The sequence below is a fragment of the Hymenobacter sp. BT188 genome (assembly GCF_014333585.1).
Lineage (GTDB): Bacteria > Bacteroidota > Bacteroidia > Cytophagales > Hymenobacteraceae > Hymenobacter.
Map to the genome: position 1 here is coordinate 40,239 of NZ_JACSCW010000008.1, position 15,188 is coordinate 55,426.

The 15,188-nt window shown below is 52.8% G+C and carries 11 protein-coding genes; 6 read left to right on the forward strand and 5 right to left on the reverse strand.

Annotated features, from left to right (window positions below):
- The first annotated feature begins 318 nt into the window (after positions 1-318).
- The 4 genes from H8B13_RS18905 to H8B13_RS18920 all read left to right on the forward strand — a co-directional run bounded on the left by H8B13_RS18905 (position 319) and on the right by H8B13_RS18920 (position 8,490).
- Complete coding sequence (locus H8B13_RS18905; RefSeq protein ID WP_187312387.1) at positions 319-5,559, forward strand: hypothetical protein; 5,241 nt, start codon at positions 319-321, stop codon at positions 5,557-5,559.
- Positions 5,560-5,886: 327 nt separating this feature from the next.
- A complete protein-coding gene (plsY, locus tag H8B13_RS18910; protein WP_187312388.1) occupies positions 5,887-6,525 on the forward strand; it encodes a glycerol-3-phosphate 1-O-acyltransferase PlsY in 639 nt (212 codons plus the stop codon).
- Positions 6,526-6,551: 26 nt separating this feature from the next.
- Positions 6,552-7,037, forward strand: a complete 486-nt coding sequence (locus tag H8B13_RS18915; RefSeq protein ID WP_261990470.1) for a DUF2199 domain-containing protein — start codon at positions 6,552-6,554, stop codon at positions 7,035-7,037.
- Between the two features lie 91 nt (positions 7,038-7,128).
- Positions 7,129-8,490: a dipeptidase gene (locus H8B13_RS18920; RefSeq protein ID WP_187312390.1), complete on the forward strand. Its 1,362-nt coding sequence runs from the start codon at positions 7,129-7,131 to the stop codon at positions 8,488-8,490.
- A 60-nt stretch (positions 8,491-8,550) separates the two neighbouring features.
- On the opposite strand, the gene H8B13_RS18925 is transcribed toward H8B13_RS18920, so the two are convergent.
- From H8B13_RS18925 to H8B13_RS18940, 4 genes are all read right to left on the reverse strand, one after another.
- Positions 8,551-9,168, reverse strand: coding sequence for an outer membrane beta-barrel protein (locus H8B13_RS18925; protein WP_187312391.1), 618 nt, complete (start codon positions 9,166-9,168; stop codon positions 8,551-8,553).
- 142 nt (positions 9,169-9,310) lie between these two features.
- Entirely contained in the window at positions 9,311-9,934 is a 624-nt protein-coding gene (locus H8B13_RS18930; RefSeq protein ID WP_187312392.1) for a porin family protein, read from the reverse strand.
- A gap of 153 nt (positions 9,935-10,087) precedes the next feature.
- Positions 10,088-10,759, reverse strand: a complete 672-nt coding sequence (locus tag H8B13_RS18935) for a porin family protein (protein ID WP_187312393.1) — start codon at positions 10,757-10,759, stop codon at positions 10,088-10,090.
- A 168-nt stretch (positions 10,760-10,927) separates the two neighbouring features.
- On the reverse strand, positions 10,928-11,665 hold the full coding sequence (locus H8B13_RS18940; protein ID WP_187312394.1) for a porin family protein: 738 nt from the start codon (positions 11,663-11,665) through the stop codon (positions 10,928-10,930).
- Positions 11,666-11,941: 276 nt separating this feature from the next.
- Between H8B13_RS18940 and H8B13_RS18945 the strand changes: the two genes are divergently transcribed.
- Together H8B13_RS18945 and H8B13_RS18950 are read left to right on the forward strand one after the other, a co-directional pair.
- Positions 11,942-13,078 carry an acyloxyacyl hydrolase gene (locus tag H8B13_RS18945; protein WP_187312395.1) on the forward strand — a complete coding sequence of 379 codons (1,137 nt, stop codon included), beginning with the start codon at positions 11,942-11,944 and terminating at the stop codon, positions 13,076-13,078.
- A gap of 215 nt (positions 13,079-13,293) precedes the next feature.
- On the forward strand, positions 13,294-13,944 hold the full coding sequence (locus tag H8B13_RS18950; protein ID WP_187312396.1) for a hypothetical protein: 651 nt from the start codon (positions 13,294-13,296) through the stop codon (positions 13,942-13,944).
- A gap of 213 nt (positions 13,945-14,157) precedes the next feature.
- Here the strand turns inward: H8B13_RS18950 and H8B13_RS18955 are convergent, their stop codons facing one another.
- Entirely contained in the window at positions 14,158-15,186 is a 1,029-nt protein-coding gene (locus tag H8B13_RS18955; protein ID WP_187312397.1) for a quinone-dependent dihydroorotate dehydrogenase, read from the reverse strand.
- Between the last annotated feature and the right edge of the window lie 2 nt (positions 15,187-15,188).

Genomic DNA, 15,188 nt, shown 5'->3' on the forward strand with positions numbered 1-15,188 from the left:
GTCTAAGTAAAGCTACACAGAGGCAAAAAGCCCCCCAGTATCTTCGTTGGGGGGCTTTTTACGCTAATCCGTAGTCGCTATAAGGATGGTCCATACTTGAATTATGGTGCATGATTCTGTGTAGCGTATTTCTTATAATTGTATTATAATAACATTAAGTAGAAAGGCGATGGTCAATTCATAGTGTATTCGCTAGGTACTATACTATATAAAAAGCCTCAAATCCTGCAACTACGCTGTTTTCAGGGCGTCACTTCAAAAATCTGCGTGGTTTTTGCGAAATTGTAGCTGTCTTATTATGGTCCTGATAGTGTGAGTATGAAGCATCTTGTCTTTGGTTGGTTTTGTTTGCTGATAATGGGGGGAAGCGTGCCCGTGTGGGCGCAGCAAGCCAAGCCCAAGCCGCCGGTTGCGGCTGGCGCTGTGGCGGCCCCTCGCCCCAAGGGCAAGCTTTCTCAGGAACCAGCCCAATATATTCTGGATGTGCAGTCCATGATGGCTAGCACCAACAATGCGGCGGCCAAAGCCTCCGCTGCCAGCTTGCAGCAGCTATGGGCCAGCAACAAGCTTACGGCTACGCATCAGGCCACGATTGTTGCTGTTTCACAACAGATGCTGGAAAAGAAATATCGGCCCCGGCCGCACTTTGAGTCACTGTTCAACGCCGTGCTGGCGGGCGCCAGTCAAAACCTCTCCGACCAGCAGATGACAGAGCTGCTTGGCGTAGTAGCTAAGGCAGTAGACAAAGAGGATTTGTTGACTACGGAAAAGTTTCTGGCCAGCACCGCGCAGTTTTTGAACACCAAAACCCTCTATCGCTCGCGCTACAACAATCTGCGCGTGGTGGGAGGCAATTTTACCTTTGCCTACAACGATAATGACAACCCGCTTCCGGCTCCGCCTCGGCCTAAGTTAGTCGCGCCCGCACCTGCACCCGTAGCCAAAACGGAGCCACTCGCTGCTACTCCTGCCGCTAAGCCAGCTGCCAAGCCAAAGCCCGCCAAAAAGAAAAGCAATGACGGCTGGGACACCGCCGACCTCTGGGACTCCGGCAGCGATAATGGCTGGGGCAACGACGATGGCTGGGGCACTCCCAAGAAAAAAGCACCAGCGAAAGCTCCCGCCAAAACCGCCGCCAAGACGCCAGCTAAGGCTGCTGCCCCGGTAAAAGCGCCTGAACCTGTTCCTGAGCCCGTATTCGTTGATACCAGCTATGATTCCTACATGGCTCCGCCCACGCGTGGCCCGGTGCTCATCATCAAAGATGCCGACCTGCTGATGGCCACTCCCGGCGACAGCATTGTGCTGCGCAAAACCAGTGGCATTGTAGTGCCCGGTCGTAGCAGCTTCGTGGGACAGGGCGGGCAAATGGCCTGGACCATAAACAACAGCCCCGTCACGGCTGACATGACCAGCTATGACTTTGATATTGCCAAAGCCGAGTTCACCGCCGAGCCCGTTACCCTAACGTACCCGGCCGTGCTGGAAGCCCCTATTGATGGCGCGTTTTCTTATAAAAGTGTAAAGAAAAAGCCCGGCGCTACCGACTCGGGTTATCCTCGCTTCATTTCCCTAACCAATGACGCTCGCGTAAAAAACCTCGGCGACAACATTCGCTACGTGGGAGGCTTTTCGTTGGCTGGCAGCAAGATGTTCAGCGCTTCGCTCGACGGCAGCTTGTCGCGTATCACGGTGGTAGCTGATGGCAAAACCAAGTTTGCAGCCACGTCGCGGGCTTATGTGCTCGGCGACTCCATCATCACGGCTGCCCGCGCCGGCGTTACCATTTATCAGGATAAAGCTGATTCCCTGACGCACCCCGGCGTGAAGCTCAAGTACAGTAAGCGCGGCCAGGTATTGCAGTTGAATCGGGAAGATGGTTTGTATAAAACTACGCCTTACTACGATTCTTATCATCAGATGGAAATCGCGACGGAACTGCTCACCTGGCCCATTCGCACGCCGCTGATTGACTTTTCGATGCTGACTGCCAAGAATCAGGTAACGGCCAGCTTTGAGTCGAAAGAATTCTATACGAATACGCGCTACCAGCAGATCAAGGCCATTAATAAGCTGCATCCCCTGCAAATGGTAGTGGGCTACAGCCAGGCCCACGGCGATGTCAAAACCTTTACGGTAGCGCAGATGGCTGCCGATCTGAAAGTAAAGGAAGCCAACGTCCGCTCCGCCGTATCGGGACTCGCCCGCGACGGCTACGTGGCCTGGAACGCCACCACCGACGAGGTAACCCTGCTGCCGAAAGCTAGCCATTATGTACGCTCCTCACGGGGTAAAAAAGACTACGACCACATCGCCATCAAGTCGTTGTCACCGAGCGGCAAGAATGCGACGCTAGATTTGAACAGCAACGATCTAATTGTGCGCGGCGTGGACCGGTTCAACTTCTCCGACGACTCGGTGACGGTGTATGTGAAGCCCGACAGCAGCACGATTCGCATTCAGAAAAATCGCGGCGTGTTGTTCAATGGTACTGTGGTAGCCTCGGCGTTTATCTTCAAGGGCAAGGAGTTTAAGTTTGACTACGATGGCTTCTTCATTGATCTGGTGAAGATTGACTCCATCATCGTGAAGGGCAAAAACTCGAAAGGCTCGGTAATGAAGACGCGCAAAGACACCGACTTTTCCCTGACCAACAAGAAGAAAAGCTCAGCGGGTAAGCTCTACATCAACGACCCCAAGAACAAGTCGGGCCGCAAGAGATTAGGCGCTTATCCCTCCTTCGACGCTTCTACCGGTGCTTACGTGTTCTTCAACAAGCCCGAAGTATTGGGCGGCGCCTACGACACGGCCGTGTACTTCGACATTCCGCCTTTCCGCCTCGACTCATTGAATAACAAGAACCGCTCGGCCGTCGGGTTTAAGGGTACGTTTATGTCAGGGGGCATTTTGCCGCCTATTAAAACGAAGCTGAGCCTCCAGGAAGACGGCTCACTGGGCTTCAACTACAATGCTCCCAAAGAGGGCCTGCCGGTGTACGGCGGCAAAGGTCGTCTGTACAACAAGGTGCAGATGAGCAACCGCGGTATTCAAGGCAACGGCGAGTTGACTTACCTCGTGGGCAAGCTCCAAAGCGAGCAGTTTATCTTCTATCAAGACTCCGTCGTGACTTCGGGTAAGTTGGGTAATATCGCGCAGGGACCATTAAACGGGGTGAATTTTGCCAATGTAGCGCTGTTGCCGGGCTACGAGATGAAGTGGGTGGTGAAAGCCGACTCCATGTATATCAGTACCCCGCGCAACGGCATGGCCATGAAGTTCTACGCAGGTGAATATGGCTTCAAGGGCACAACCATTCTGACCCCTGGGGGGCTTTATGGCAACGGCGGTATGGACGGACCGCAGTCGTTTATTCGCTCGCAGCAGTTCACCTTCTTGCCTACCAGCTACAAGGGTAAAAAGTCAACGCTCAGCATTAAATCTTCGGAAGCAAACAAGCCCGCGCTGACAGCTAACGAAGTAGGTTTCGACTTCGATATAAAGCAGGGCTACGCCAACTTCACCCGCGAAGAAGGCAGCAAAGCTAGCATCGATCTGCCCTATTCGGACTTCAAAACGACGCTTAGCGGTGGTCGTTGGGACTTCAAGAAGAAACTAGTGCAAATGCGCGTTGCGCCCGGTGCCGACTCTACCAAGGCGTACTTCTTCTCTACCAAAGAAGAGCAGAAAGGGCTGAAGTTCAGAGGTACTACTGGTCAGTATGACCTGAGCCGCTACCGCTTGGTAGCAGGTGGTGTGCCTTACATTGCCGCCGCCGACGCCTGGATTACGCCTGACAGCAGCAAAGTGTATGTGCTGGGCAGCGGCCAGATGCGCTCCTTCCAGAACGCTGGTATCGTGATGGATACGCTGAGCAAATTTCACGAGCTGTATAAGGGCCAGATAGAAATTAAGTCGCGTACGTCCTTCACGGGCAACGCCTTATACAGCTATCAGAATGCTACGGCCGACTCGTTTGCTATCAAGTTCGCCAACTTCGCTGTTGACTCTGTAGCAGTGAAGGGTAGCTTAGCTAATCTCGGGAAAGGTGGCGGCAAAGGCTTTCTGGGGGGCAAAAAGGAGAACATTATGAACCCCTTGTCGCCGGCCACAGTGGCAGTGGCTAATATTCAGGCCGCCGAGAAATTTAAGTTGGCGCCGCGGGTGCCTTATCGGGGCAACGTACGCCTGAACTCCCAGCGGCGCGGCTTCATCTTTGATGGCCAGGCTCGTCTCGACTTTAGCTCCCAACCCTCGGCGAGTGGGTGGTTTGCTGTCCAGGATAGCATCGACCCCAAGGATATGCGCATCAAGGTGCAGGATCTGACTTCGGAAGATGGCACGCCCATGCTCACGGGTCTATTTATGTCTGGTAGTACGGCCAAAGTGTATCCGCTCTTCGCGGCCGTGAAGCCCGACGTAACCGACCAGAATATCTTTAAGGTGGACGGCACCATGCGCTTCGATGCCAAGAAGCGCAACTTCACCATTGCCCGCCATGATGCCGATGACATTAACATCTATGAAGGTCAGGTTTTGAAACTAGATGATGCAACAGGAGTAATGAATTTCCGGGGCAAAATGGAGCTGATTGCCTCCAATAAAGACTACTCGCTGACCGCGGCAGGTGTAGGTAAAGCCAAGCCCGACAGCAACCGCTACGAGTTGGATACCTTCATGGCGTTCGACATTAACATGCCCGAAAAAGCCATCGAGGCAATGGCGGCCGACATAGCCGGCAGCATCAAAGGTGCTCCCGAGGCGCTCGACGGCTCGCAGAATGAGCTGTACAAGCTAGGTGAGTTTATTGGTAGCAAGGCAGTGCAGGGCTACGCGGCTCGCAAGGGCAGCTATGTGCCTCTGCAAAAACTTTCTTCCAAATTCCTGCATACACTGGTGCTGAGCAAGGTGAATCTGGAATGGTCGGAGAAGAAGAAAGCCTGGTACTCGGTGGGCAAAATTGGCCTGGCGAGCGTAGGCAAAAAAGACCTGAATGCACTGATTGACGGCTACATCGAAATCAAGAAGGAGAGCACCGGCGACGCAGTTGAAATCTACCTGGAAGCCGAGCCCCGCACGTGGTACTACATCAAGTACACCAACAATGTGGTGCTGGCCAAAGCTCAGCACGGCTCCTTCGATGAGATTATCAGCCTCAAAGCCAAGGGCGACTACAACACGGCCACCCAATATGGCTTCTACCTCGGCGACGACCAGGAGGTGCAACTCTTCCTCGACCATTTTCGCAAGGATTATCTGGGCGAAGACCTCAAGAAGCGCAAAGCGGCTCCCATCGTAAGCGGCAACGACGATACGAGCACTTTCGACAACATGGAGGACACCGGCAAAAAGAAGAAAAAGAAGAAGCAAGATGCCGTCGTCGACGAAGGCACCACGCCCGCCGCTGATGCTCCTGTAGAAGAACCCAGCCGCAAGAAAAAGAAGAAAGACGAAGCTGTAGACCAAGCCGCTCCTGCTGCTGATGCTCCGGTGGAGGCACCTAAGAAGGAGAAAAAGAAGAAGAAAAAAGCTGATGAAGAAGACCCCTTCGGCGATTCCTAAGAAGTAAGATTCACCATATTAAAAAGCCCCCAGAAAGTTTCTGGGGGGCTTTTTAATATGCAGTTGTTCTAAATGGCCGTCATGCAGAACGTAGTGAAGCATCTCGCTCGCTTCGCTAGGTTAGTAATCTGGCTAAACACGCAAGATGCTTCGGCTCCGCCTCTGCATGACGGACTATAGGTGAGTTCTGTTGGTCAGTAGAGTGCGTCGTGGTATCGGTTATGGTGGCCTTTACAGGTATTCTCGTAATGCTATGTTGATGCTTGCGTATAAGGCGGAGTCAACTTCTATCTTTGAGCGTACCCGCGCTTTCTGCCCTTCCGCCCTATGAACATTGCTACCGTGCTTGCCCTCCTTGTGGCCGCTTACCTTATTGGCTCCATCCCAACGGCCTTGTGGATGGGAAAGTGGTTTTTTGGGCTGGATATCCGGGAGCACGGCAGCGGCAATTCGGGCGCTACTAACACCTTTCGCGTGCTGGGCAAGCGCCCTGGCTCTGTGGTAATGGCCATTGATGTATTCAAGGGCTGGGCCGCTACGTCGCTGGCTACAGTTATGATGAACCAGGGAGCTATTCAGGCTGGGCACTTACTGTACTTTCAATTGGCTTGCGGTGTGCTGGCCGTGGTTGGCCACATCTATCCCATCTACGCGGGCTTTCGGGGCGGCAAGGGCGTGGCCACGGTGCTGGGCATGATGCTGGCCATTGCGCCGGCCACCGTGGGCGTATGCATCTTGGTGTTTCTGGCCGTGCTGTTGCTTTCCCGCTACGTTTCTCTGTCATCGATGGCAGCGGGCGTGGCGTTTGCTTTCTTACAGCTGCTGCCCCCGTTTCGACCGGATAATTCGCTGCTGCTGGTATTCGGCTTCGTGCTGGCCGGGCTGCTGATTTACACCCACCGAGCTAATATCGGCCGCCTCCGCGCCGGGACAGAGAGCCGAGTGCCGTTGTTTGGGCGGAAATAAAAATTAACACAAAATCCCTCTCAATTATGAGTTATCAATGTGCCTGTTGTGGGCAAATGCACGATTCATTACCTGATATTGGGTTCGCTAAGCCAGAGCCATTTTTTACTGTGCCAAAAGATGAGCGGGAATATCGAATAAAACTGACTGCGGATACTTGCGTCATAGATAATGAAGAATTCTTCATCCGTGGTCTTATCGAGATACCAGTACATGGGCAAGACGCAACCTTCGGATTAGGAGTATGGGTAAGCCAGAAAGAAGAAAACTTTGCTAATTATGTAATGAACCCTGACTCAGCTGAAATAGGGCCTTACTTCAGCTGGCTATGTAGTGATATTCCTGCTTTTGGCTCAACAGTCAACTTGAAAACAAGAGCCCATTTTAATGGGATTAATTTGCGACCAACAATTGAGTTAGAGCCTACTGAGCATCCTTTATCTGTAGCTCAGAATGAAGGAATTAGTATCGAACATGCTTGGGAGATAGTTCACAAATACATTGATAAATAACCCGAAGTCGCTCGGCGTAGTCAAGCGACTTCAAACGACAACAAGGGATTGTTACTTTTACTCTCGCATTCCCAATCAACCTCACCGCCCCATGCCCACGTACCTCGACCAAAACAAAGAACGTTTCCTCACCGAACTGCTCGATTGGCTCCGTATTCCATCCGTTTCCGCCGACCCTAAGTTTCAGGGCGATGTGCTCAAAGCCGCCGATTTTCTCAAAGCCCGCCTCGAAGAAGCCGGCGTAGAAAACGTGGAGATTTGCCAGACTGCCGGCTACCCCATCGTGTACGGCGACAAAATTATTGACCCCAGCCTGCCCACGGTGCTCGTGTACGGCCATTACGATGTGCAGCCCGCCGACCCATATGAACTGTGGACGTCGCCGCCCTTTGAGCCAGTAATCAAAGACGAGAAAATCTACGCGCGCGGCGCCTGCGACGACAAAGGCCAGGTATACATGCACGTGAAGGCTTTCGAAATGATGAGCCAGGACGGCGGCGTGCCCTGCAACGTCAAGTTCATGATTGAGGGCGAGGAAGAAGTAGGTTCCAACAACCTCGGCATCTTCGTGAAGGCCAACAAAGAGAAGCTGAAGGCTGATGTCATTCTGATTTCGGATACCGGCATGTTATCTAATGACGTGCCTAGCATCGAGGTTGGCTTGCGTGGCCTGAGCTACCACGAAGTAGAAGTAACCGGCCCGAACCGCGACCTGCACTCCGGTATTTATGGCGGCGCGGTGCCGAACCCCATCAACGTGCTCTGCAAGATGATTGCCAGCCTGCACGACGAGAATAACCACATCACCGTCGCGGGCTTTTACGATAATGTAGACGAACTGAGCGCCGAGGAACGCGCCGAAATGGCCAAAGCCCCGCACTCCGATGAAGACTTTAAACAGAGTATCGGTCTGAAAGACATTTATGGCGAGAAGGGCTACAGCACCATCGAGCGCACCAGCATCCGGCCTACGCTGGACGTGAATGGTATTTGGGGCGGCTATACTGGCGAGGGCGCCAAAACGGTAATCGCTTCCAAGGCTTACGCCAAAATCTCGATGCGCTTAGTGCCCCACCAGACTTCAGCCGAAATCACCCAGAAATTCCAAGAGCACTTCACCAAAATTGCCCCCCAAGGCGTGACGGTGAAGGTAACGCCGCATCATGGTGGTGAGCCCGTCGTTACGCCCACAAACTCAGTGGCGTATCAGGCGGCGGCTAAGGCCATCGAAACTACGTATGGCAAAAAGCCGGTGCCTACGCGCGGCGGCGGTTCAATTCCAATTGTAGCCATGTTCAAGTCGGAGCTGGGCTTGGATACGGTGCTGCTCGGCTTCGGGCTGGACTCCGATGCCATTCACTCACCCAACGAACATTTTGGCGTCTTCAATTTCTTGAAGGGCATCGAAACCATTCCGCACTTCTACCGCAACTACGCGGCGGCCAGCAAATAATACTCGCCGGTTGTAAAGCAAAAAAAGCCTCCCAGAAATATTCTGGGGGGCTTTTTTGCTTTATTTCTGCTTGTTGAAGAATCGGTAGGCGACGTAAAACTGCAGCGCTCCGTTGCGGACGTGTAACTGCTGCGTTTCATTCTCAGCAAACTGGACAGTTTTAAAGATGTTGCTGAGGCCGCCTAGGTAGCGCCAGCCCGCGCTGAGGCCACCCGGATCCTGGTAGCCAAAGCCGAAGGCGTAGCCATACTCTATCTGACGAAAGGGGCCTTCCTCCACGCTGAACTCCGCTACTTCTTCTAGATTGCTCTTGACCGACAGCAAGCGTCCCATCTGCGGGCCGGCTTCAAAGAATATGTCGGTGACCGTGTAGCGCAAGAGTGCTAAGCCATCCAGGTAGCGCAACTCAGACAGAATGTTCGGTCCGTAAGCAAGTGCCTTGTCGCCTTTGATTGTGTATAGCCCTTCCGTCTGCAACGAAAACCGCTCCCCAATGCTCACGTTCAACGTAGCGCCGCCGTGGTAGCCCACCCGAAACTTGCTGTCCTCTACATCCCGGCCAACGCCGCTGCTCAAATTGCCCCCCACCTTGATGCCCGGCCGTAAGCGCACGAGTTGGGCGTAGCTGGTGGTGCTGGCGAATAGCAGCAGTAAGAAGCCTAAAAGTACCTTTATCATAAAATACCGAGAGCGAAAGACTACTAACGAAGTCATCGGTCAAAAGTAGCTACAGATGGGGCAGCTTTTTCTAGGGCTATCATCATAAAAAAGCCCGTCGTCCAACTTGGATGACGGGCTTGATACCTTTGCATTCTATGTACTATCTACCACCAAAGGTATAGCCGACATAAAGCTGAAATAGAGAGTGGCGTGTTTTCTTATCTTCAACAATGTTACGGTACACCCCCGAAATGCTGCCATTGTAGCGGATGCCCACGCTGGGCCCCGAAGCGACTTGGTAGCCAACGCCCGCTATATAGCCGACACTAAACTGATGATCACCATCAAAGTAATCATCGCCGTTGCCTGCTGTCGTGTTTTCAAAGGTATTTTTTGTCCCAATCAAATAACCTAGCTGCGGACCAACTTCGAAAATAAGACCGTCGGCGTTTATGCGGGCCAGTACTGGTAAGTCGATGAAGTGGTGGCGCACTGTTAGTTTATTGGTGCCTTCCTCCAAACGGTAGCCTCGCTGAGAATATAGCAGCTCGGGCTGCAGTGAGAAGAATCCATCGCTGCTTAAGGGAGCATTTAGTGTAACCCCGCCATGAAAGCCCACCAGCATTTTCATGCCTGTTTGAGTAACTGCTTCAATGTTCGTTTTACCGTCGCCGGTATATCTTGACAAGTTGGCTCCGGCTTTAACACCCAACTGTATGCCTTGTGCAAATCCCGCGGAAGCAACACTACCAAGCAGCAGGAGGGAGAGGAAAGTTTTTTTCATTTATATGAATGTATAAGGCATTTAATGCGCCTCCTGACTTAGGATTGCGCTTCCGATTGCCTACATGTATAATTATGCCAATCATACAAAAAGCCCCCCAGCCTATCAAAAAGACAAGGTGGGGGGCTTTTTTGTACGGTTACTTACCGCAGACTAGCGGCTCGGAATCAAGTAGCCGAGCGACACCTGAAACACTTGGTTGCGGGCGTTGCGTAGTTCGTCGTCGCGGTAGCCGTCTTTGGCAAAGTCAGTGAAGGAGCCGTTGTAGCGCAGGCCAATCAATAAGCCCGTGTCGCTCTGGTAGCCCAAGCCGGCGGCGTACCCAATCTCGTTGCGGTTTACCTCGTCCAGGTTTTGCTCGTTCTGTACTTTGCTGAACACAGTGCCATTGGTCGTGCGCTCCGATTCATCTTTTACTTTGAGCAGGTAGCTATACTGCGGGCCACCTTCGAAGAAAACGCCCCCCGTATTGATTTTCAGCAGCAATGGCACATCGATGTAGTTGTAGGTCTGGGTGCCTTTGTAGGTGTAGTTCTGGCCTAGGAAGGTGAATTGATCATCGGCGTATTTGTAGCCCTTTTGGGAAAACAAAACCTCGGGCTGCACCGAGAGGAAGCCGTCGTCTACGAGGCCGATATTCAGCATGACGCCACCGTGAGCGCCAAACTTATTCTCGTATATGTCTTCGTTGGTCAGGTCGCCGGAAAGGTTGGAGTAGTTGGCACCGCCCTTGATGCCAAAGCGAATGCCCTGAGCATGCGCATCGGAAGAGGCAAAGGCCGCAGCCGACAGCAGAGTGGCGAGTACAAATGCAGTTTTTTTCATGGCGCAAAAGAAGTTTGGTTAGATAAATTGCACAGCTCAACCACAGACGAAAAGTGTGCCAGGGTCGCCAAAAACCAATAAAAACAGTATTATTTAAACTTCAAACAGCACAAAAAAACGGGTTGCCAAGTGCTGGCAACCCGTTCTAAGAAGCTGAACAGCAACTACCTATTTCGTCGGAATTAAGTAGCCCAACTGTAAGGTGAAAGCATTGTTAAATGCTTTTGGCTCGTTGTCTTGATCTTTCGTGTCGATCAGTGAGTTGAAGCCGCGAGCATAGCGCAAGCCCAAGCTGATGCCGCCTTCGGTCATGTAACCGATGCCGGCTACACCGCTGATGTCGAACTGCGCCAAGTCAGATTTGTAGGCTTCGTCGCGGCTAACACCAGTGTAGTCAAGAAAAGTACCGTTATCTTCTACCTTGTCTTTGTCGCCGTTGGTGAATTTGGTAGTAGTCTGGCTCTTGTTTTTAGAACCGAACAAGTAGCTCACCTGTGGACCAAGCTCGAAGAAAAGCCCCCCAGCGTTGATCTTAGCCAGAAGTGGTGCGTCTAAGTAGTGCAACACACGCTGCTGCTCCACTTCGATCTTCTCGATGCCAGTACCCGGATTTTTCTGGGTAGAGGTGATTTCGTAGCCTTTGCGGTTGTACAACAACTCGGGAGCGAAGGAGAAGAATCCATCGGAGCTAAGCGGGATGCTCAACGATACGCCGGCGTTGTAGCCAAACTTGTAATCGCCAAAATCACTGCTATAGCCCGCACCCGTAATTTGCTCTACGTTGTCACCGCTGATGTTCGAGTAAGTGGCACCGGCTTTTACGCCAATGCGAAATCCGCCCGGATCCTGAGCTTGGGCGACGGAAGCCGTCAGAAGGCCTAGAGCTAGTACTGCAAACTTTTTCATAAAAATGATAAAAAGGATTTGTAAAACATTGTAAATCTGGTATTAATGCCAGCAAGACAAACAAATGTCCGGCCCTCATACCGTAAAAACGAGTATAAAAGTTGCGGCTCAGGTAGTAATTAATATTGTGGTAGCAGTGGTATAAACCTATTTTGAGCGCCCCTGTTTCCGACAAGTACAATGAGGTCAGTAGCTTAGTGTTCATTTAGTAACCGCCTTGTTTCCGGGGTGCGGTGGCCTGAGTTTTACTAATTTTGAGTCGCGATACGCTGCTCTATGGTTATTTTTGGTCGATTGAATAGGGGCAGTATTGTTTTAGCTGCTTTCATTGCACTGGGCTTATGTGGCCAGTCGGTACAAGCTCAGGGTACAGATGACACCGGGGCGCCCCGCGGGCCGCTGGTGCTAGGCGCATATGTGCAAGGCGGCTTTATTATCGCCCATACGCCGCGGGTAGCGCACTTGGTGCAGGCCCACCCAACGGGCTTTGAGCTGAACTGGCAGCGCCAAACCACCGGAAATGCCCCTTGGCACGCGTGGTATCGCTACCCGAAAGTAGGTGTGGCCCTCACGTACTACGATTACCACAATCCGGTGCTGGGCAAGTCGTACGCCGCTACCGTGTACCTGAACAAAGCGTTTCTGCGCACCGCGCGCCACGAGTTGAACCTACGCATGGGCACTGGTCTGGGCTACTTTCCCATACGCTTCGATCAAGAAACCAACCATAAAAACCTGATTGTCAGCTCGCGCCTGAACGCCACGCTACAACTGCGGGCCGAGTACGATGTAGCCATTTCGGAGCATTTGGGCCTACTGCTAGGCGTGGGTCTCAACCATTATTCCAACGGCGCTACCACCAAGCCCAACCTCGGCATCAATATTCCGACGGTGGTCGTGGGCCTGAACTATCATCAGCAGCGCCCATTTCGGCCAGTGTCTACTGTACCGGGCTATGTGCCGGAAGATATTGGCCAGAACTTTCTCAACCTAAGCGGCACCCTCGGCTACAAGCAGCGCAACGAATCGAGCCGGCAGAAGTATCTAGTAAACTCGCTGACGGTGATTGCCGGCCGGCGGATTAACCGCAAAAGTAACCTAGTAGCCGGCGTAGAGGGCTTTTACGACCGTGGCTTGCTGGCTGAGCAGCGCGATACGGTTCGCAATGGAGAAGCGCTAATCGACGTGAAAAAAGCGGGGGTACTCGTCGGTCACGAACTGCTGTTTGGGCGCATGGCGGTGGTAACGCACCTAGGTGTTTACGTGTATAATCCGTACAAATCGAACAGCTTTTACTACGAGCGTATCGGCTTGAAATACCACGTTACGGAACGGCTTTTTGGCTCGATTGACTTAAAAGTGCACCGCGGCGCCGCCGACGTAATTGAGTGGCGAGTGGGAATGAAGATTTAGCCGGTCTCGTCATCACAACGCTTTATATGAACTCCGGCATGATGAAAAAAGCCCCCCAGCCTCCGACCCAGCAGCAATTCATCTACCGGAGCCGCTGCTTCAGCTATTGATTCCGACGCTTCAGAATCATTTTTTTCACTCAAACCCCGTTTTCGCCCACATTTGACAGCAACCAACCAGAGTTGGTTGATACTCAACGCTTATTCGCTGCTGTCATGGACGAGATACTGCTGCTGAACCGCTGGCTTCACATTGGGGCCGGATTTGTAGGCTTTTTTATGGCGCCGGCCGCTCTGGCGGTGCGAAAAGGTGGAGCAGCGCATCGGCTTTGGGGCCGAATATTCTTTTGGGCGATGGTGGTTGCAGGCACTACGGCTATCTGCTCAGCCAGTGTTAAGGGTCTCACCTTCTTGCTCCTGACGGGTATTTTTAGCTTGTACTTGGCCTGGTTTGGCTACCGCTCCCTCTACCATAAACCCATGGGCCGAGGGCAGCAAGCCTCCGTCTACGACTGGATAGGAGTAGGGCTGGGATTAGTGGTTTTTGGGGGCACAATTGTCTATGGGTTGGTTACCCGCAATGTCATTTCGCTCGTGTTTGGCAGCATTGGGGTCAACTTTGCCGTGCAGCAGTTACGCGCCTTTCGGCGCCCTGGCCCTTGGCCCACGGGGCAATGGCTGCACAACCATATATCGGGTTTCGTAGGGGCTTACATCGCGGCGGTGTCGGCTTTTTCGGCTACTAGCCTCACGTTCATTCCCTGGCCCTGGAATTTTCTGTGGCCCACGCTGGTCATGGTGCCGCCGCTAATGTGGGTGCAGCGGCGCTACAAAGCGAAATTCTCGCAGGGGCAACGGCCTGAATAAATAGTGGAAGTGCGCCTACAGAAGCAGGTGTAGATCTTCCTTATCAGATACCGCAGAAAAATTTCTCTTGAGCTAACTAATTCTTATTTAGACCGTCATGCAGAGCGGTAGCGAAGCATCTCGCGTGCTGACGCAGAATTACTAATCTAACGGTGCGAGCGAGATGCTTCGCTACCGCTCTGCACGACGGTCTCAGTAGAACAGTAGAAAAGATCAATGCACCAACGCTTGATTAATCCGTTTCACAACCGCTGGGCCTTCATAAATAAAGCCGGTATATACCTGCACCAGCGCTGCGCCGGCTGCAAGTTTCTCCTGAGCATCGGCAGCCGAAAAAATGCCTCCCACACCAATAATCGGCAATTCGCCGTTAGATTTTTGGTGTAAATACCGAATAACTTCCGTGGCGCGCTGGCGCAGAGGGCGACCACTCAGCCCGCCTGCGCCTAGCTGCTGTAGCTGCTGGGGGGCAATTTGCAGCCCTTCCCGACTGATAGTGGTGTTGGTGGCAACCAAGCCACTCAACTTGGTTTCGCGGGCGATGAGCAAGATATCATCAAGTTGGCCATCCGTCAGGTCAGGCGCGATTTTGAGCAGCAGCGGCTTGGGTTGAGGGCGGGCTTGGTTACGGCTCTGTACTTGTTGGAGCAAGTCAATCAAGGGGGCTTTTTCCTGGAGCTGGCGCAAATTGGGCGTGTTCGGCGAGCTGACGTTGACCACGAAATAGTCAACTACATCAAAGAGCGCATCGAAACAGGTGATGTAATCGGCGGCGGCGTGCTCATTAGGCGTATCCTTATTTTTGCCAATGTTGCCGCCAATGATCATGGACGAGCGGCGCTGACGAAGGCGTGCGGCTACGACCTCAGCACCTTCGTTATTGAAACCCATGCGGTTAATAAGGGCCGCATCAGTCGGCAGCCGAAACAGGCGTGGGGTTGGATTGCCCGGCTGGGCCCGTGGCGTCACTGTCCCAATTTCCACAAAGCCGAAGCCTAGCGCTGCCAACTCATCGGTGAGGTCGGCGTTTTTATCGAAGCCCGCCGCCAAGCCCACAGGATTCTTGAATTTCAACCCAAAAACCTCTCGTTCCAGACTAGGATGCTGGAAATCATAGAGGCCGCGCAGCAAGGCGGCTGTGCCCGGCACGCGGTAGCCGCGCTTGAGATTATCGAAAACAAAGTGATGTGCGCGCTCCGCGTCGAGTTGAAAAAGGAGAGGTTTGACGAAGCGCTTGTACATCG